The following is an 18,475-nucleotide window of genomic DNA, read 5'->3' as shown; positions in this document are numbered from 1 at the left end:
AAAAATAGCATAAAAAAAGCTCTAATAAATGAATAGTAGAGCTTTTAAGAAAAATTTATAGAATTATTGTTTTATTATTTTTTGTGTTTTGCTTTTTCCGTCTACAGTGATTTTTAATACATATATTCCTGTGCTTAATTTGGAAACATTAATAGTATTCGCTTTTAAGCTAGCATTTAGAATTTGTTTTCCTGTAATATCATATATAGTATACTTCGCATTGTTTAATGGAATGGAAGAACTAATAGTAACCATATCTTTTGCAGGGTTCGGATAAATAACAAGATCTTCTTCTAGTACATTATTGTTTATACTCAATGGATTATCTCCTTCAATGGCTGTGATGGTTTCATTAATATTTGGATTTAAAATAACATCTACTGTTCCAGAAGGCCATTTAATGGTTAGACTAGTAATTTCGGTGTCTGTACCAATACCAAAGTGGGTGTTTAGACTACTCATAAATTCAAACCCTTCGCCACTTCTTACATCTCTAATTTGTGTTCCAGAAGGCGTAACAATTTCAACTCTAGCGCCAATACCATTGTAATTACTTGAGGTTCCTTGTGTTCTTATTTTAATCCAATTATTTTCGTTAGGATTGTTTATATAAAGGGAACCTACATTACTTGTTCTTCCAAATACATCTAAAAAACCATCGTTGTTAAGATCACCAATGGCACCACTAGGTGGCATTCCTGTATTTACAACAGTAAAAGTATTATTCCCATTATTAAGTAACACTCTACCATTGGATAGAATATCTACATAACCATCATTATTAAAATCTGCAGGAGCATTTTCAATTCCGTAAGGAGCACCACTAGGCGCAGTTGCGTATGTAAAAGTACCATCCCCATTATTTAACATGTATTTATGGCTACCATCAGAACTAGAACTTGCTCCAATATACGCATCCATATCTCCATCATTGTCATAATCTGCCCAAGCAGAAGACCAAGTTTGTACAGGATCTGCAAGGTTTACACCAGGATCTGCTGCAACATTTGTGAAGACACCATTTCCGTCATTACGCCACAGTTCATTTATTTTATGTGTTACGTCACCACCTCTACATTTAGCAATAAACATATCGGAATCCCCATCATTATCATAATCCACCCAAACGGTTCCGTAATTTCCACCATCTGGATGTATACCTATTCCGTTAGGAACACCAGAAGAAGGTCCCTGGAAAAAGGCTAAATTACCAGTTCCATCATTAATAAAATATACGTTTGGCTCTACATCATGACAAACAAAAGCATCTAAATTACCATCATTATTAATATCTACAAAATTGGAACGTTGTGAGAAAACATAATCTGTAGTATTAAAAGACTGTATGTAACTTGTGCCATCTGCATTAGCCATCATAAAAGATACGCCATTTCCTGCACCATATAATAAATCGTTATATCCGTTACCGTCTAAATCTCCAGCTGCAATACTCCATCCCGGACCATAATTTGCAGACGTAATATAAAGGGTTTCATCGAAACAGCCGTTTTCAGTTTGGTAAGTAATTTGAAGGTTAGAAGCACTAGCGGCAATTAAATCGTCTAATCCGTCATTGTTCATATCTACAACCGCATAACTAGATGCACTGATAGGTGATATACTATTGTTTTGAGTAAAAGCAAATGCATTAGGTGCCGGAGCAGTGTTGTTTGTGGAAAAAGACAAAGAAGTCCAAGGACTAAATCCACTTCCATCAGGACATTGGGATCTAACATATATTTCATAGTTAGAATTCACAGATAAACCGGAAATCAAATAGGCTTCATTTGTATTGGTAGATGTACCAGAAGAAGGTGCTCCAGACCCTTGTGTTTGTATTGCAATTTGCCATGTAACTTCATCGTTCCCTGGCGACCAGTAAACCTCAACCGAATTATCTGTTACATTACAAATACTTAAATCGGTGATTTGTGGACAATTTGGAGGGGCTGAAGAAGATAGGTTTGGCGAATTAAAACAAATTCCATATCCAAAAGAATCATTATCATCATAATAAATACGATATCTAAAGTTTTGAAGTTGATTACTTGAAAACGCTGAAAAATCTAATTCAACACTTCGGAAATCGTTAGGTGTACCATTGCAATAATCTTCATTTGGTGCATTCGAAGTGTCCGTATCATATGTTGGTCCCCAGTTTACCCAAGTATTCGTATTTGCGTTCCAATATTGAAGATTTAACGTTTCATCATCGTATACGTTAAGTATATATGAAGAAGAGACCACTAAAATAGTTTCTCCAGCATTAAATGCGTTCGTTAAATTAATGGTAGGAGATTGTACTCCTATATTATTATCTGAACTTCCACCTCCTTCGTCGTCGTCAAAAGAAAAACTTGAAGCTCCTCCAGCTACCGTTGGGTTTCCAGTAAATATTAGAGGTGCTGGATTATAAGTGCCCTCTAAATCCCAATTCGTGTTTGGCCAGTTTGCATTTTGGTTTAGTACTTGTCCGGTAGCGAAATAGCAGCACAGCATTAGGGAAAGTACAAGTGTAATTTTTTTCATTTTTTTCTTGGTTTTTAGTTACATTGTATGGTTAATGAGTTTATCCACGCTTCAACTAATTGAAGCCCTTCAGTATGTCTAAGTGTTCTGCCTAATAGTGGCATTCTAATAGATTCTTCAGTTTCATTTAATCTATAGAACAATACAGATTTTCTTGTGTCTCGTGGTTCTACGATATGTGTTAATCCACCATCAATATTGTCATCTGGTACAACGCAAACCCCAAAATTGGTAGGATTTGAAGTCGCATCAAAATTAAATCGAATAGGTCTATAAGCACAATGAGATTCTTCCGAATGACAATGCGCACAATTAATATCAAGATAAGCTCTTGCTCTTGAATTTAGAGATAATGTTTCGTCCTCCCAATTAGGGAGTGTTTCTATATTTGAAGGATAGTTTTCTGCTAAGTAGCCAAAATCTGCCCATTTTTGTAATTGATTAATATCCCCATTTCCATAATTATAAGCGATATTTAAATTTCTAGGCTTTGGACCAATTGGTATGGAAGTATTTCCTGTTTTGTGGCAAGTATGGCATTGTGATGCACTTGGTATTCTATATTCTACGTGCTTTGTTTCAATTCCTTCGTTCCAGTCTGTGCTTACTACACCTCCAGATAAATTAAAAAGAGCTTCTGTTTGTGCATCATTCCAGATATAATTTAAAAAACTCCAACCATCTGCTTTATTAATCAATAATCTGGTTTCTATTATTTTTGTTTCATTGTTAGGTAAAACATTATTGTAATAGAAATTTTTGATTAAGATAGTACCAATCGGGAAGTTGAGTATTTCGTGATCTCCATTGTAATTTGCTTTAACATTGGAAGGCATCCAGATAAAGCGTTTCTTTTTTGCATAATCTGAAAAAAGAGTAGAACTTAAATCGTAAGGTAATACACCATATACTGGATTTAAGTTTTTAAGATCCCCTTTAAAAAAGTTGTATTCTGAAAGGGTAGCATAAGGCACTTGCGTTATATCAAAAACTACAGGAGACGTTTCTGGTACTTCTATTATTTCTGGTTCTTCGATGGATATATAATTATCATCAGAGTCACAAGAATAAAAAAGTGCGCTAATAAAAAAACAAGAAAAAACAAAAAGTAACTTTTTAACCATAGTTTTAAAAATGGCTATTAAGTTACAATTTTTTATATTAATTTAATGTTAAACAGGTTGAACTACAGCAATATTTATGTTAAAGTAGTTTTAAATGTTTAAACCAAATGGTTTTTTACTAAATATTCAGCAATTTGAACAGCGTTTGTTGCGGCACCTTTTCTTAGGTTATCTGCAACAATCCACATATTTAAAGTGTTTGGTTGTGTTTCGTCTCTTCTAAGTCTACCAACAAAAACATCGTCTTTTCCATGTGCTAAAATAGGCATTGGGTATGTGTTGGTTGCAGGGTTGTCTTGTACAATAATACCTGATGCTTCACTTAGTAATTGTCTAACGTCTTTTAAATCGAAGTCGTTTTCAAATTCTACATTTACCGATTCCGAATGTCCTCCAGCAGTTGGTATTCTAACCGCAGTTGCAGTAACAGAAAAAGTGCGGTCATCAAATATTTTTTGAGGTTCTCTAGCGAGTTTCATTTCCTCTTTGGTGTATCCGTTTTCTTCAAAAACATCACAATGTGGTAGTGCATTTTTGCCAATAGGATATGGGTAAGCCATTTCTCCTTCAATACCATTTATTTCGTTTTCTAATTGTTGTACCGCTTTAACACCTGTACCAGAAACCGATTGATATGTAGAAATAACAACGCGTTTCATTTTGTATTTTTCATGCAATGGTGCTAATGCTAATACTAATTGAATCGTAGAACAATTAGGGTTTGCTATAATTTTATCTTCTTTAGTAAGCGCTTTGGCATTAATTTCTGGAACTACTAATTTTTTTGTTGGATCCATTCTCCAAGCAGAAGAATTATCTATAACTACCGTTCCTACTGCTGCAAATTTTGGAGCCCAATCTAATGATGTACCTCCTCCAGCAGAAAAAATAGCGATATCTGGTTTCATGTCTACAGCTGTTTGTAAACCAACCACTTTGTAGTTTTTATTATTATATGAAATATCTTTTCCAACAGATCTTTCTGAAGCAACAGGAATAAATTCTGTTACAGGAAAATTACGCTCTACAAGAACTTGTCTCATTACTTCACCAACCATTCCAGTGGCACCAACTACAGCTACTTTCATTTTATAAAATTTAGATTACAAAATTATACCATTTATTAATGCAAACCTTTAATATACAACGTTTTTTTTGCTAAAAATAGCGCATAAAAAAAGCCCCATTTTAAATAAAAGGAGGCTTTTTTAGTAATTATATGAATATTATATAATTAATAGAGTTTTTATTAAAACAGATTACTTTTTTAATAAATCTCTAATTTCTGCAAGTAAATCTTCTTGAGATGGTCCAGCAGGTGCAGCAGGTGCTGGAGGAGTTTTTGTTTTATTGTATGCTTTTACAATTAAGAACATTACAAAACCAACAACAAGTAAGCTAATAATAGTGTCAATCCACGCACCATATTCTACAGCGGCAACGCCTGCTTCTTTTGCAGCTGCAACAGTTGCATAGACTTCATCTCCAGGAGTCCAAAAGTTGTCTGAGAAACTTTTTCCTCCAGTTACTAAACCAATAAGAGGCATAGCGATTTTAGATACGAAACCGTTTATAACAGCTCCAAGAGCTCCGGCCATAATTACAGCAACTGCGAAATCAATCACGTTACCAGTCATAATAAAATTCTTAAATTCTTTTAACATGATAAATGTTTTTTTTTAGTTAATTTATTTAAAGCGAAAATAGTTAAAATTTTAACAAAATATAAGAAATTAATTCAGTTGTAGCATTTTTTAACGATGAAATGTTCTTTTTACACGTTGAGATATAGAAGTTAGCAACTCATAAGAAATGGAGTTTGTTTTATTTGCTAATATTTCGGCAGTTGGGTGATTTCCAAAAATGATAATTTCATCTCCTTCATTACAGTCAATACTGGTTACATCTACCATAATCATGTCCATACAAACATTACCAACAATAGGTGCTTTTTGCTCGTTTATAGTAACAAAACCAATACCATTTCCGTATTGTCTACCAATACCATCTGCATGACCAATGGGAATGGTTGCTGTTTTTGTGGTTTTAGTTGCCGTATATGCTCTGTTATAACCTAAAGATTCTCCTTTATGTATGGTGTGAATTTGGGAAATAACAGATTTAAGTATAGAAATAGGCGTGAAATTTTTATTCTCTTTTTCCGAATTACCAAAACCATATAAACCAATTCCACTTCTAACCATATCAAAATGTGCTTCAGGATAATTTAATATTCCTGAAGTATTACACATATGAAGTATTGGTTGGTATGCTATTTTTTTGCTGAATATTTCAGCAATATTTTTAAATTTCGCAATTTGATTCAAAGTAAATTCCTTTTCATTTAAATCTTCGCTAGCTGCCAAATGCGAAAATATAGAGGTTACTTTTATCGAAGCATTATTTTTTAATAGTGGAATGATTGTATCTATTTCTTCGGTATTAAAGCCTAATCTATTCAGTCCGGTGTTAAACTTTATGTGAATAGGATAATTTTGTTGTTTTTCTTTGGCAGCAACAGCTATAAATTCTTTTAAAATTTTAAGACTATAAATACTTGGTTCTAAACAACGTTCTATAAGTGTTTGAAAATTTACAGCTAGAGGATGCAATACTAAAATTGGTTTAGTAATTCCTGCATCACGAAGCGCAACACCTTCATTAATATAAGCAACAGCAAAATAATCGACATCTAAATCTTGAAGATGTTTTGCTATTTCTTCCGCATCGCTACCATAAGCAAAAGCTTTAACAACTGCTAAAAATTTGGTTTTAGGTTGTAGCTTAGATTTAAGGTATTTGTGGTTATGCGAAAGCGCTTTTAAATCTATCTCAAGGGTTGTTTCTTGAACCTTAGACATTGGGTTTGTTTTCTTTGGTAGAAAGTTCTTGGGCGTCTTCTACTTTCATAGACTTTATTTTTTCGCGCATAGTAGCTTTGTAGTATGCAGCACGACTTAAAGGCTCATATTCATCGGTTTCACCAAGTAATACCAGATTGTCATTCAGTGATTTTCTAAAGCTATATTGTGCCAAATTCCCTGTTCTTGTGCAAACCGCATGTACTTTAGTAACGTATTCTGCAGTAGCCATTAAATTTGGCATAGGGCCAAAAGGGTTTCCTTTAAAATCCATATCTAAGCCAGCAACAATAACACGAATGCCTTTGTTTGCTAAGTCATTACAAACACGTACAATTTCGTCATCAAAAAATTGTGCTTCATCAATACCAACTACATCGCAACCGTCTGCTAAAATTGGAATATTAGCAGCAGCAGGTACTGGGGTGGAGCGAATTTCGTTAGCATCATGAGAAACAACCATTTCTTCATCGTAACGCACATCTATGGCAGGTTTAAAGATCTCTACTTTTTGCTTTGCAAATTGCGCACGCTTAAGCCTTCGAATTAATTCTTCGGTTTTCCCAGAGAACATAGATCCGCAGATTACTTCAATCCAACCAAATTGTTCTTTTTGATTTACTGTATTTTCAAGAAACATTTTGTAATTTTAACACTAAAACAAAACCTTTTTTCGTTTTGCATAAAGGTGACGCAAATTTATTAAAAATCAAAAGGCTAAATTGCATTATATTCGAAAAATAAAAATTAATATGTCATGAAGAAGAAGTTGGAATCTGAATTAATGAGCATTGCTCATAGAATTTTAAAGCTAAAAGGGAAAGAAGATGTTAATAAAATGCATGAAGAGGTTGCTGCGCTTTATGAAAAACTTACGGTTTTAAAATTTGCACAAGAAAATTTTGAAGATAGTATACCAACCATAGGCAATGATTCTTCTTTTTTTGGCATGCTAGACGCTGCTTTTAATAATAAAGTGAGTGATAATATAGAGGTGGAAGATAGAACCTATATTAACATGGATGAGAATGAAAATGAAGTAATCATGGAGCATGCTACTGAAAAAATAAAAGATATCGTTGCGCAAATGCCTAGCGAGACGCATCAAATTGATGATTTTTTAGAAACGGTAATTCCAAAAACACAGTTTCACAAAAATGACTTTGAAGAAATTACAGCCGACTTTACAGAAATGCCTGTTTTTGAAAAAGTAAATAAAACCAACGAAAAAAAGTCACTATACGAAAAATTAAAAACAGGAGCTTTACACATTGGATTAAATGATAAAATAGCTTTTATAAAACATCTTTTTGATGGTAAAAACGAAGATTACGAACGTGTGATTTCACAAATAAACACCTCGCAATCTTTTGAAGAAGCGCAAAATTTTATTCAGAATATGGTGAAACCCGATTATAATAATTGGATTGGTAAAGAAGACGTAGAAGTGCGCCTTTTAGAACTTATTGAAAGCAAGTTTGAGTAATGAGTAAATTATATATTGTCCCAACACCAATAGGAAACCTTAAGGATATCACCTTTAGAGCTGTCGAAATTTTAAAGGATGTAGATCTTATTTTAGCCGAAGACACTAGAACTTCAGGAAAACTTTTAAAACACTTTGAAATTGGTACGCATATGCAAAGCCACCACATGCATAATGAGCATAAAACGGTCGAAGCATTAATTCAAAAATTAAAATCAGGAGTCACCATTGCTTTGATTAGTGATGCTGGAACGCCGGCTATTTCAGATCCGGGATTTTTGTTAACCAGAGCCTGTGTAGAAAACGGTATTGCCGTAGACTGCTTGCCAGGAGCAACCGCATTTGTGCCGGCATTAGTGAATAGCGGATTGCCAAACGATAAGTTTATTTTTGAAGGTTTTCTTCCTGTTAAAAAAGGACGTCAGACCAGATTATTACTTCTAGCCGAAGAAACGAGAACCATGATTTTTTACGAAAGTCCGCACAAACTAATAAAAACACTAGCGCATTTTTGTGAGTATTTTGGAGAAGAACGACAGGTTTCGGTTTCTAGAGAACTTACAAAATTATACGAAGAAACCATTCGTGGTACTGCAAAAGAAGTATTAGCACATTATACCAATAAACCACCAAAAGGAGAAATTGTTGTTGTGGTTGCTGGAAATTCTAAGAAATAAGAAAGTAGTTTTATTTTTCAGAATAGCAACAGAAAACATTAAAATGGATATACAAACATTCAAAAATAAATTAAAAACAGCTCCAAAAACTATTGCGTTTTCGGAAACCATGGATGTTATTTCCGCGAATTATGATTTCACACCAAAAGCTTTTAAAAATGGCGTTTTAGAAAACGAAGAAGGACAAAATTCTGGATCCTGTAAACTGTTTGCTTTTGCGCAAGCTGAAGGTTTATCTAAAGAAGAAACTTTAGCTTGTTTTGGCGCATTTTATTTTGAAGAAGTTTTAAATGATCCGGAAGGTGACGGACATCAAAATATTAGAAACTTTATGAAAACCGGCTTTGAAGGGTTGGTTTTTGAAAGTTCTCCTTTGGTGAAAAAGTAAAAAGGTTATTTCTTATAAAATGGAAGATTTACTGTATAAAATAAGACAATGTGCTATTTGCGAAGCGCATTTACCACTTGGTCCACGACCGGTAATAACAGCAAATCCGAAAGCCAAAATAATAATTATCGGACAAGCGCCAGGAACGAGTGTGCATAAAACGGGAATTCCGTGGAATGATCCTAGCGGAAGACAACTACGTAAATGGTTAGGCGTTACCGATGAAGATTTTTATGATGAAACCAAATTTGCTTTAATGCCAATGGGTTTTTGTTATCCCGGAAAAGGAAAAACAGGAGATTTACCACCAAGAAAAGAATGTGCACCACAATGGCATGAAGTCCTTTTAAAGGAAATGCCAAACTTAGAGTTGGTGATATTAATTGGTTTGTATGCGCAGAAGTATTATTTACAAGAAGACGCTAAAAGAACACTAACCGAAACGGTTGCAAATTATAAAGAATACTTACCGAAGTATTTTCCTATTCCGCATCCTTCACCAAATAATAGATTCTGGAAAGGTAAAAATCCTTGGTTTGAAACAGATGTTGTTCCGGAGTTGCAGAAAGAAGTTCAGAAAATTTTATAAAAAAACCTCACTATCTCTAGTAAGGTTTATATCTTATTTTGAAGACTAAGCGTAAGCAAACGGAAAACGGTTACTGCCTGCTGTAAACTATCTAAACGTGTTTTCCAACTTCAAAGCCATGTTTTCCTAAAAACTGGTTTCCACTTTCAATAGCATCACCTTCCAAAGTGGTTCCCATAGAATCATTCCATCGGTTTAAATAACCAAATAAAGAAATAACACCTAGCATTTCTACAATTTCACCTTCGGTCCAATGTTCGTGTAAACGTTTTTGAATGGTTGCATCTACAGCATTTGGTACTTGACTAGCTGCTAGAGAAAAATCTAAGGCAGCACGTTCTGCTTCCGAAAAAGCAGGATGTGTTCTGTATTCCCAAATATTATCTAGTTGTTCTTGTTCTGCACCATAACGTTCTGCGGCACGAATAGCATGTGCTTGACAATATCTACAACCTGTTGCGTTACTAGATACCCAAGCAATCATTCGTTTTAAAGCTGAGGTTACTTTTCCTTCATTAGCCATAACTGCTTTATTTAAGTTAATAAAAGCTTTGCTAATGGCTGGGCGACGTTGCATGGTAAGTACCGAGTTTGGGCAAAAACCCAATGTTTCGTTAAAAAATTCTGCTAAAGCTTTGGTTTCTAAATCATGGTCTGCAGATAATGGTGTAACTAATGGCATAATGTTTTTTTTAGTAGTATTTTTGAGTGAATAATACACATATTCCTTTAAAATCTAATCGTATTTTAAATAATGTATAGATATGTATTGTGTCTTATTTATTAAAATAATCTTACACAAGAAACAAAAAATCTTATAATATGTCTGATAAAATTACAACCATTTGGAATGGAAACATGCTTTTCGAATCTGATAATCCAAGTGGACACACTGTACTAATGGATATTAGTAAAGAAAATGGAGGAAATAGTTCAGGCTTACGTCCAAAAGCAATGATGCTATCTTCTTTAGCAGGATGTTCTGGTTTAGATGTGGTTTCCGTTTTAGATAAAATGAAAGCTTCTGTGGAAGGTTTTTATATGACCGTTGAAGGAGAACTAACAGACGAACATCCAAAATACTACCATACCGTAACCGTAGAATATCATTTTACTGGGAAAGATTTAAACGAATCTAAAATTAAAAAGGCCGTGGATTTATCTGTGGAGAAATACTGTGGTGTTATGGAAATGTTTCGTCAGTTTGCAGATGTAAAAACATCCATTCATTACCATAATAAATAGCGAAAATTTTCTATATTAGTGTATGCGTTGGACACTCAAACCAAAACCGGAAGCAAAAAAACTAGAAGCTCTACAAAAAGCACTGCAAGTAGATGAAGTCGTTGCAGCATTACTTTTGCAAAGAGGAATAGAAACCTACGAAGAAGCGAAAACGTTTTTTAGACCAAGTTTAGACGATTTGCATGATCCATTCTTAATGCAGGATATGAATAAGGCGGTGGCAAGAATTGAAGCTGCTTTTGCCAATGGTGAAAATATATTGGTATTTGGCGATTATGATGTAGATGGTACGTCTTCTGTAGCATTAATGTCTTCCTATTTAAAAACTAGAACCGCAAATGTAGCGACGTATATTCCAGATCGTTATGAAGAAGGTTATGGGGTTTCGTATCAAGGAATTGATTTTGCAAACGACAACGATTTCTCCTTAATTATCGCTTTAGATTGTGGTGTAAAAGCCATAGATAAAGTTGCCTACGCAAAAGAAAAAGGTGTCGATTTTATTATTTGTGATCACCACAGACCAGGAGAAAATTTACCAGAAGCCATTGCTGTTTTAGATCCTAAACGAGAAGATTGCAAATATCCGTATAAAGAACTTTGTGGTTGTGGTGTTGGTTTTAAACTCATTCAAGCGCTAGCTAGCAAAGAAAATAAAACCGTAGAAGATCTCACCGAATATCTAGATTTGGTAGCCACTGCAATTGGTGCAGATATAGTTCCTATTACCGGAGAAAATAGAGTCCTTGCGTATTTTGGAATGCAAGTTATTAATGCCAATCCGAGACCCGGAATTCAAGCCATTATCAACCAGGTTAAAAAAACGAATCTCACGATTACCGATGTCGTTTTTACCGTTGCACCAAGAATTAACGCGGCGGGAAGAATGAAGCATGGTAATTATGCGGTTACTTTATTAACGGAAATGGATTTTGATTTAGCGGAAAAATATGCCGCCGAAATAGAAGAATTTAACACCGATAGAAAAGATGCAGATCGACGAATTACAGAAGAAGCTCTGGAGCAAATTGAAGAACAAAAAGAACAGGAAGGTTTTACTTCTGTTGTTTACCATGAAACTTGGCACAAAGGCGTTATTGGTATTGTGGCTTCTCGACTAATTGAAACCTATTACAGACCAACGTTAGTGTTTACCAAAAGTGGCGATAAATTGGCCGCTTCGGCACGATCGGTGTCTGGTTTTGATGTGTACAATGCCTTGGAAGCTTGCGCGGAACACATTGAACAATTTGGAGGACATAAGTATGCTGCAGGTTTAACACTGAAAGAAGAAAACTACGAAGCCTTTAAACAGGCTTTTGAAGATGTTGTTTCTAAAACCATAGACAAATCTTTATTAACGCCAGAAATTAAAATTGATAGGCAGATCGATTTGCATCAGGTTGATGATAAATTAATGCGCATTATGCGTCAGTTTGGACCTTTCGGACCAGGAAATATGACGCCTATTTTTGTTACTGAAAATTTAAAAGATACCGGTTACGGAAAATGTGTTGGTGAAGACGATAAGCATTTACGAATTACCGTAACACAACCAAAAGCAAATAAAATGGTTTGTATTGGTTTTGGTTTAGGAAATAAGCTGCACTTGATTGAAGATAAAAAACCATTTAAAGCAGTCTATTCTGTGGATGAAAATGAGTGGAAAGGAAATGTGTCACTTCAGTTGAAGTTGAGAGACATTAAGCAATAACATCTTAAAAAACTAAAATAAGAAACTAGGTTATTTTACATTTGTACCGAAAACTAAAATAGACCTTTCTGGTTTTAATGTTAGATTTTTATCCTGCGAGGTTTTAAAACCTTGTAGGTATCAAACTAAAAGATTCCTGCCTTCGCAGGAAATTAATATGGCGAAAAAAGATCCTTACGCAGCATTACGAATTAAAGAGTTTAATGTTTTTCTACTCGTTCGTTTTGCGTTAGTCTTTGCATGGTCTATGCAATTTATAGTGATAGAATGGCAAGTATATGCATTAACAAAAGATCCTTTATCTTTAGGTATGATTGGCTTAATGGAAATTATTCCAGCATTAGCCATGGCATTATTTGCAGGTCATATTGTAGATCAAAAAGAAAAACGAAATCTGCTAGCGATTTGTATTGCTGCTTTTTCGTTAATTAGTTTTTGCCTTTTCTGGTTAACCTCTCCAGAAGTTACCAGCTCTTGGTCTAAAAAGAGTATGCTTTATACGATTTACGGCTTGGTGTTTTTTGGCGGATTTTTACGTTCGTTTTTCGGACCAACCATATTTTCATTAGTTGCTTTAATCGTACCTAAAAAAATATATGCGAATGCCGCAACATGGAATAGCTCTACTTGGCAAATGTCTCGTGTTTTAGGCGTTGCTTTTGCTGGTTTCTCCATTGGCTGGCTTGGTGTACATTATTCTTTATGTATTGTTTTTGCGCTCGTTTTAGTTTCTTTATTATTCTTGTTTCAAATAAAAAGGAAACCCATTCTTAACGATAAAATTGGCGAGCCTATGATGCAAAGTTTAAAAGAAGGTGTGCATTTTGTTTTTAAAACAAAAGCGATTCTAGGTGCTTTAACTTTAGATATGGTTTCGGTGCTCTTTGGTGGTGCAGTTGCTTTGTTAGCTATTTTTGCACAAGATATTTTAAAAGTGGGACCGCAAGGTTTTGGTATTTTGGTTGCAGCGCCATCTGTTGGTGCTTTTATAACCATGTTAATTACCGCGTATATTCCAATTAGTAAAAATGCAGGAATGAAGTTGTTGGTAGCCATTTTTGGTTTCGGAATATGTATTGTTGTTTTTGGACTATCGACTTCGTTTTGGTTGTCGGTTGCAGCTTTGTTTTTTAGCGGTGTCACCGATGGTGTTTCTATGGTGATTCGTCAGACGATTTTACAAATTAAAACGCCAGATAATATGCGAGGTCGCGTGTCTTCCGTCAATTCTATGTTTGTAGGTTCTTCTAATGAACTTGGTGCTTTTGAAAGTGGTGTAACAGCGAAACTTATGGGAACGGCAACGGCAGTTGTTTTTGGAGGAACCATGACCTTAATTACGGTGATTACTACCGCTATTGTTTCGCCTACGTTTAGAAAACTAGATTTAACCAAGGATATTGAGGAACATGAAAATGCAGAATAAATTTAGAGATAGATCTATCGGAACGAAATACCGCAAGGAAAAGGAAGTTATTTTTTTATATAAAGTATATATATTTGCAGCATGATACGTAAAGTAAATAAAGCAATGAAAATTGCTTCGGAAAGAGAAATTGTTATCTCCTCCATCAAAGTAGCTCTAGTTGTTGGTTGCGTTTTGAATTTGATAAATCAAGGCGAAAAGCTAATTGCATTAGATTTTAAGCAATTAAATCTTTTAAAGTTTTTTATTACTTTTTCTGTGCCTTATATGGTTTCTACCTATGCCTCGGTAAAGGTGAAGCTTGAACGTGAGAGAAGTTAGTCTGCGGAAAGCAATACATCTAAATTAGGAATCCAATCTACAGGATTAACTACTTATTTTTTATATTTTTTTGAGTTGGATTGGATCAGTAAATACGGGACTCCTATAGCTATTGAAATATAGAAGAAGATGTTTTGTAGGTTAGCGTCTTCAAAGTATTTGGAAGCGAAATAACCAATGATAATTAAAATAGCCATACCAAACATCACATTTTTAAAAAGTGTTGCAATACCTTCTATATGGTACTTTTCTTTTTCTTCCTTGGTCATGGTGTTATAACCAGCAATAAGGAAATAGAATTTTCCATATTTTATTAATGCACCTAAAAGAATAAATATAATAGCAGTTACTAGCATGGTTTACGGATTATAGGTTTTTAAAATCATGTTTTCTCCATCAAACACACCATAGGTGTAATATTCAATCCAATCCCCAAGATTAATGTATTTCGCGTTGTTTTCTAGGTCTATTTCTAATGGAAGATGTCTATGCCCGAATACAAAAAAATCTCTGTGCTTGTCTTCTAATTTTCGTTTGCAATATTGTACCAACCACTCGTTATCATTTCCTAAAAATTTGGCATCCTCATCCCCAGAAATAAGTTTATTTTTTACAGACATATATTGTCCAATTCGCATGGCAAAATCTGGATGTAAAACACGTTTAAACAACCATTGGCATATTGGGTTGGTAAACACTTTTTTCATGCGTTTGTATCCTTTATCGTGTGGCCCTAAGCCATCACCATGACCTATAAAAAAGGTTTTATTGTTAAAGGTGAATTCTTTTGGTTTGTGGTACACAGGAATGTTAAGTTCTTCTTCAAAATAACCATCCATCCATAAATCATGATTACCAACAAAATAGTAAATAGGTATTCCAGAATCAGAAATTTCGGCAAGTTTTCCTAAGGTTCTAGTGAATCCCTTTGGAACCACGTTTTTATATTCTACCCAGAAATCGAATAAATCGCCTAAAAGAAAAATGGCTGCTGCATCTTTTTTTACGTGATCTAGCCAAGCGACAAACTTTTTTTCGCGCGGAAGGGAAGCTTCTTTTGTAGGAGCTCCTAAATGATTATCACTGGCGAAATATATTTTTTTTCCTTCTGGAATTTGCATGCTGTAAATATAAAAAATGTTTGTTAGTTAGCTGGATGCTACGTTAAGGATTGAGCAATTGTTGGAGCTCCTTGCCAAGAGCGACTTGCGAAAGCCTGACCCTTTGTAGTTTTTACGAAAAAGGGTAACGCCATAATTATTCTTAAAAACTATTTGTTATCACTAGCATACCACTCTGCATAAGAGCTTGTGGTTTCCTGTAATTTTAGGGAATGAAGTTTTATATTGTCTGGTAAACGTTTTGATATTTTGGAAGCAAAGTCAATAACCATCATTTCACTGGTTGGTTGATAATCTACCAAAAGTACATTGTGATCTCTATCCGATAATTCTTTAGCAAGCTCCAGGTGTGGTGTGTTTTTATTAAAAACGGTTGCGTGATCAAAAATTTCAACAATATCTTCTTTTACTATTTTTTTTAGATCGCTAAAATCTATAACCATCCCAAACTTTACGTTGGTTGCATCTGTAATAGGTTTACCGATAACGGTTACAAATAATCTGTAACTGTGACCATGTACGTTTTTACACTTACCGTCATAACCATAAAGTGCGTGACCAGTCTCAAAAGAGAACTGTTTTGTAATTCTAATATTACTCATTGTATTGTTTATTTCACTGCAAAGATATTCATTTTGTAAAAGGAAATGCTTTTTAGATTACATTTGCTCACTTTTGTTAAGACTAAGCTTGATGCAAGTAAAGTTATGAAACAAATTTTTGAAGGACTTGCATTTACAGAAAACCCTTTATACGAGAGAGTTATTGATGATCTGTTAGCAAAAAAATATAGTATTGTTGAAGATTTTTTTTCTGCGGAAGAAGTTCTAGTTTTAAGAAAATCTTTAATTGAAAAGCACGAACTAGATGCTTTTAAAAAGGCAGCTATTGGTAATCGTGTTAACGAAACGATAGAAAAAGCCATTCGAGGAGATATTATTTTGTGGATGGACGAAAGTAAGGTTGATGTCTATGAACAGTTATTTTTCAATAAAATAAATAGCCTCGTTACTTACCTAAACAAAACTTGTTTTCTAGGGATTTTATATAAAGAGTTTCATTACGCATTGTACCCTAAAGACACCTATTATAAACGTCATATAGACACCTTTCAAAATGATGATAGGCGAAAATTATCTTTTGTTTGTTATTTAAATGAAGACGGTTGGTTGCCTGAAAATGGTGGCGAATTGGTATTGTATTTAGACGAGAACGGCGTAGAAACCGAAAAGGTTATTTATCCGTTTCCAGGACGTGTGGTAATCTTTGAAAGTCAGATTATAGAACACGAAGTAAAACCTGTACATACAGAGCGATTGAGTATTACAGGTTGGTTAAAAACGAGATAATTATCTGCGTTTATTTCTATTATAAAAGTATATTATAACTAAGGCTATTCCTAGAACTAAAAATAAACCGTTTCCACTTAAAAAATTTAATATTTCCATTTTACTATTGAGTTATTCTTTTTTGTTTTTATTGTATCTATATATAAAATAAGCAAGCGCTACTAATACTACAAAAGGTAGCATAGAGCCAATAAATATACCAATACCATAGGCCGCATCTGGTGCTTTATCTATTTTTTCCTTGATATCTATTTCTTGAATAAGTGCTAAAAACTTCATTATGTATTTTATTAACTTGGGGTAAAGTTACACCTTTTGTGAAAGTGGTAAAAATTCTTTTCTAAATTTTATGATTAATGGTAATCCTCTAGCGATAATCCAAAGCGTTAACGCAATAAAAATACCGTATAATTTGTAGTCTAAGGAGTCTAACCAAAAGAGTATTGGAACAAAAACTATAAAGGTAGAAAAGAGCAGTACGTTTCTAAGGATTTTCATTTTACCTATACCTTTAAAGATGCCATCAAAAATAAATGCTAAAGCACAAAGCGGTTGCATGAGTAAGACTATCCAAAATACGTTGTAAAATTCTTCTAAAACTTGAGGCTCTTTAGTGAAGATGGTTCCTAAGGGATAATATAAAATTGCGCCTAATATGGCAATGGTAATTCCTAGAACGATGCCGTACTTAATTAGCTTATTACTTAATAGTATTAGGCTTTTATATTCTTTTCCTCCTATTAATTTTCCCGATAAAATATTTCCAGCACTGGCATAACCATCAATAATAAAAGCACCAAGAAACCATAAGTTTATAGCAATAGTATAGGCTGCAATGTAGTTTTTACCATAGCTTGTAGAAAAAGCACTAGCAAAATATAAGGTGACATTTAAGGCTAGTGTACGGACAAACAAATTAAGAATCATTAGTATAAAACGTTTAATTTCCGGATTAAAAGGGAAACTAAATCGCAACGGAATATTTGTTTTTGTTAATAGATAATAAGCTGAAAAAATAGCCATTAAAAACTGCGCAATAACACTTGCATAGGCAGCGCCTTTAATGTGCATGGCAGGAATATATCCTTCTATTCCGTACACCAAAATAAAATCTAAAACAATGTTTGCAGTAGCACCAATGATGGCAATTAGCATTGGGTAATAGGTGTTTTGTAAACCTCTAAAAGTGCCAAAAACAGCGATGGTAAATAATGTAAAAGGAAATCCGAAAACACGAATTTTATAGTAATCTACGCTATAGTCTAGAATGAGACCGGAAGCATTATACAGTTTAAAAATACTTTGCGCAAAAGGATAGGTGCCAATAATTATTAAAATACTTAGCGAAGTAATAATAAAAATCGCTTGTGCTGGCAGATTTTTAACCGTATCTACATTATCTGCACCAACATATTGTGAAACGATCGAAGAAATGGCGCTTCTTGTTTGTCCCAATACCCAAATAAGCATAGAAATAAAAGCACCAACAATACCAACAGCCGCTAAAGACTCGGTTGCGTTTATATTTATATTACCAACAATAGCCGTATCTGTTAACGATAAAATAGGTTCTGAAACACCAGCAATTAATGCTGGAATAGCAAGTTTGTTTATCTGTTTTAGATTTATATTGGTAGGCAATAGT

At 34.1% G+C, this 18,475-nt stretch carries 21 protein-coding genes; 9 read left to right on the top strand and 12 right to left on the bottom strand.

The window, feature by feature from the left end; genetic code table 11:
• Positions 1-63 precede the first annotated feature (63 nt).
• From FG167_RS05195 to FG167_RS05170, 6 genes are all read right to left on the bottom strand, one after another.
• Positions 64-2,529, bottom strand: coding sequence for an FG-GAP-like repeat-containing protein (locus FG167_RS05195; protein ID WP_203460358.1), 2,466 nt, complete (start codon positions 2,527-2,529; stop codon positions 64-66).
• 14 nt (positions 2,530-2,543) lie between these two features.
• The gene (locus FG167_RS05190; protein WP_203460357.1) at positions 2,544-3,653 is read right to left on the bottom strand and encodes a hypothetical protein; all 1,110 of its coding nucleotides are present in this window, start codon (positions 3,651-3,653) and stop codon (positions 2,544-2,546) included.
• Between the two features lie 98 nt (positions 3,654-3,751).
• The gene (locus tag FG167_RS05185; RefSeq protein ID WP_203460356.1) at positions 3,752-4,741 is read right to left on the bottom strand and encodes an aspartate-semialdehyde dehydrogenase; all 990 of its coding nucleotides are present in this window, start codon (positions 4,739-4,741) and stop codon (positions 3,752-3,754) included.
• Positions 4,742-4,912: 171 nt separating this feature from the next.
• Positions 4,913-5,317 (bottom strand): large conductance mechanosensitive channel protein MscL, encoded by a 405-nt coding sequence (mscL, locus tag FG167_RS05180; protein WP_203460355.1) that lies wholly within the window; start codon positions 5,315-5,317, stop codon positions 4,913-4,915.
• Between the two features lie 90 nt (positions 5,318-5,407).
• Positions 5,408-6,514, bottom strand: a complete 1,107-nt coding sequence (gene alr, locus FG167_RS05175; protein ID WP_203460354.1) for an alanine racemase — start codon at positions 6,512-6,514, stop codon at positions 5,408-5,410.
• Positions 6,507-7,154, bottom strand: coding sequence for a thymidine kinase (locus FG167_RS05170; protein WP_203460353.1), 648 nt, complete (start codon positions 7,152-7,154; stop codon positions 6,507-6,509). The genes alr and FG167_RS05170 overlap by 8 nt, the downstream gene beginning before the upstream one ends.
• A 117-nt stretch (positions 7,155-7,271) precedes the next feature.
• Here FG167_RS05170 and FG167_RS05165 point away from each other — a divergent pair, with 117 nt between their 5' ends.
• Genes FG167_RS05165 through FG167_RS05150 form a run of 4 tightly spaced genes read left to right on the top strand, consistent with a single transcriptional unit; the run spans position 7,272 to position 9,654 of the window.
• A complete protein-coding gene (locus tag FG167_RS05165; protein ID WP_203460352.1) occupies positions 7,272-8,000 on the top strand; it encodes a hypothetical protein in 729 nt (242 codons plus the stop codon).
• Positions 8,000-8,677, top strand: coding sequence for a 16S rRNA (cytidine(1402)-2'-O)-methyltransferase (rsmI, locus tag FG167_RS05160; protein WP_203460351.1), 678 nt, complete (start codon positions 8,000-8,002; stop codon positions 8,675-8,677). Before FG167_RS05165 ends, rsmI begins: the two co-directional genes overlap by 1 nt.
• Before the next feature lie 43 nt (positions 8,678-8,720).
• Positions 8,721-9,065: a HopJ type III effector protein gene (locus FG167_RS05155; RefSeq protein WP_203460350.1), complete on the top strand. Its 345-nt coding sequence runs from the start codon at positions 8,721-8,723 to the stop codon at positions 9,063-9,065.
• A gap of 19 nt (positions 9,066-9,084) precedes the next feature.
• Positions 9,085-9,654, top strand: a complete 570-nt coding sequence (locus FG167_RS05150) for a uracil-DNA glycosylase family protein (RefSeq protein WP_203460349.1) — start codon at positions 9,085-9,087, stop codon at positions 9,652-9,654.
• Positions 9,655-9,745: 91 nt separating this feature from the next.
• Here FG167_RS05150 and FG167_RS05145 read toward each other — a convergent pair whose 3' ends face one another.
• Entirely contained in the window at positions 9,746-10,336 is a 591-nt protein-coding gene (locus tag FG167_RS05145; protein WP_203460348.1) for a carboxymuconolactone decarboxylase family protein, read from the bottom strand.
• Positions 10,337-10,476: 140 nt separating this feature from the next.
• On the opposite strand from FG167_RS05145, the gene FG167_RS05140 reads away from it, so the two are divergent.
• The 4 genes from FG167_RS05140 to nrtS all read left to right on the top strand — a co-directional run bounded on the left by FG167_RS05140 (position 10,477) and on the right by nrtS (position 14,360).
• Complete coding sequence (locus tag FG167_RS05140; protein WP_203460347.1) at positions 10,477-10,899, top strand: OsmC family protein; 423 nt, start codon at positions 10,477-10,479, stop codon at positions 10,897-10,899.
• Between the two features lie 22 nt (positions 10,900-10,921).
• Positions 10,922-12,613 carry a single-stranded-DNA-specific exonuclease RecJ gene (gene recJ, locus FG167_RS05135; RefSeq protein WP_203460346.1) on the top strand — a complete coding sequence of 564 codons (1,692 nt, stop codon included), beginning with the start codon at positions 10,922-10,924 and terminating at the stop codon, positions 12,611-12,613.
• Between the two features lie 157 nt (positions 12,614-12,770).
• Positions 12,771-14,039, top strand: coding sequence for an MFS transporter (locus tag FG167_RS05130; protein WP_203460345.1), 1,269 nt, complete (start codon positions 12,771-12,773; stop codon positions 14,037-14,039).
• An 81-nt stretch (positions 14,040-14,120) separates the two neighbouring features.
• A complete protein-coding gene (gene nrtS / locus FG167_RS05125; protein WP_203460344.1) occupies positions 14,121-14,360 on the top strand; it encodes a nitrate/nitrite transporter NrtS in 240 nt (79 codons plus the stop codon).
• Between the two features lie 53 nt (positions 14,361-14,413).
• Here the strand turns inward: nrtS and FG167_RS05120 are convergent, their stop codons facing one another.
• The 3 genes from FG167_RS05120 to FG167_RS05110 form a co-directional block, all read right to left on the bottom strand.
• Complete coding sequence (locus FG167_RS05120; protein ID WP_203460343.1) at positions 14,414-14,716, bottom strand: DUF3784 domain-containing protein; 303 nt, start codon at positions 14,714-14,716, stop codon at positions 14,414-14,416.
• Between the two features lie 3 nt (positions 14,717-14,719).
• The gene (locus FG167_RS05115; protein ID WP_203460342.1) at positions 14,720-15,481 is read right to left on the bottom strand and encodes a UDP-2,3-diacylglucosamine diphosphatase; all 762 of its coding nucleotides are present in this window, start codon (positions 15,479-15,481) and stop codon (positions 14,720-14,722) included.
• A 149-nt stretch (positions 15,482-15,630) separates the two neighbouring features.
• Complete coding sequence (locus FG167_RS05110; RefSeq protein WP_055444198.1) at positions 15,631-16,083, bottom strand: 6-carboxytetrahydropterin synthase; 453 nt, start codon at positions 16,081-16,083, stop codon at positions 15,631-15,633.
• 105 nt (positions 16,084-16,188) lie between these two features.
• Between FG167_RS05110 and FG167_RS05105 the strand changes: the two genes are divergently transcribed.
• Complete coding sequence (locus FG167_RS05105) at positions 16,189-16,830, top strand: 2OG-Fe(II) oxygenase (RefSeq protein WP_203460341.1); 642 nt, start codon at positions 16,189-16,191, stop codon at positions 16,828-16,830.
• Between the two features lie 111 nt (positions 16,831-16,941).
• Here the strand turns inward: FG167_RS05105 and FG167_RS05100 are convergent, their stop codons facing one another.
• Entirely contained in the window at positions 16,942-17,109 is a 168-nt protein-coding gene (locus FG167_RS05100) for a hypothetical protein (protein ID WP_203460340.1), read from the bottom strand.
• A gap of 27 nt (positions 17,110-17,136) precedes the next feature.
• On the bottom strand, positions 17,137-18,471 hold the full coding sequence (locus FG167_RS05095) for an MATE family efflux transporter (RefSeq protein ID WP_203460339.1): 1,335 nt from the start codon (positions 18,469-18,471) through the stop codon (positions 17,137-17,139).
• Positions 18,472-18,475 lie beyond the last annotated feature (4 nt).

Origin of the sequence: Lacinutrix sp. WUR7, assembly GCF_016864015.1 — a bacterium.
Taxonomy (GTDB): Bacteria; Bacteroidota; Bacteroidia; order Flavobacteriales; family Flavobacteriaceae; genus Oceanihabitans.
This window is presented reverse-complemented; position numbering and strand designations above follow the sequence as displayed.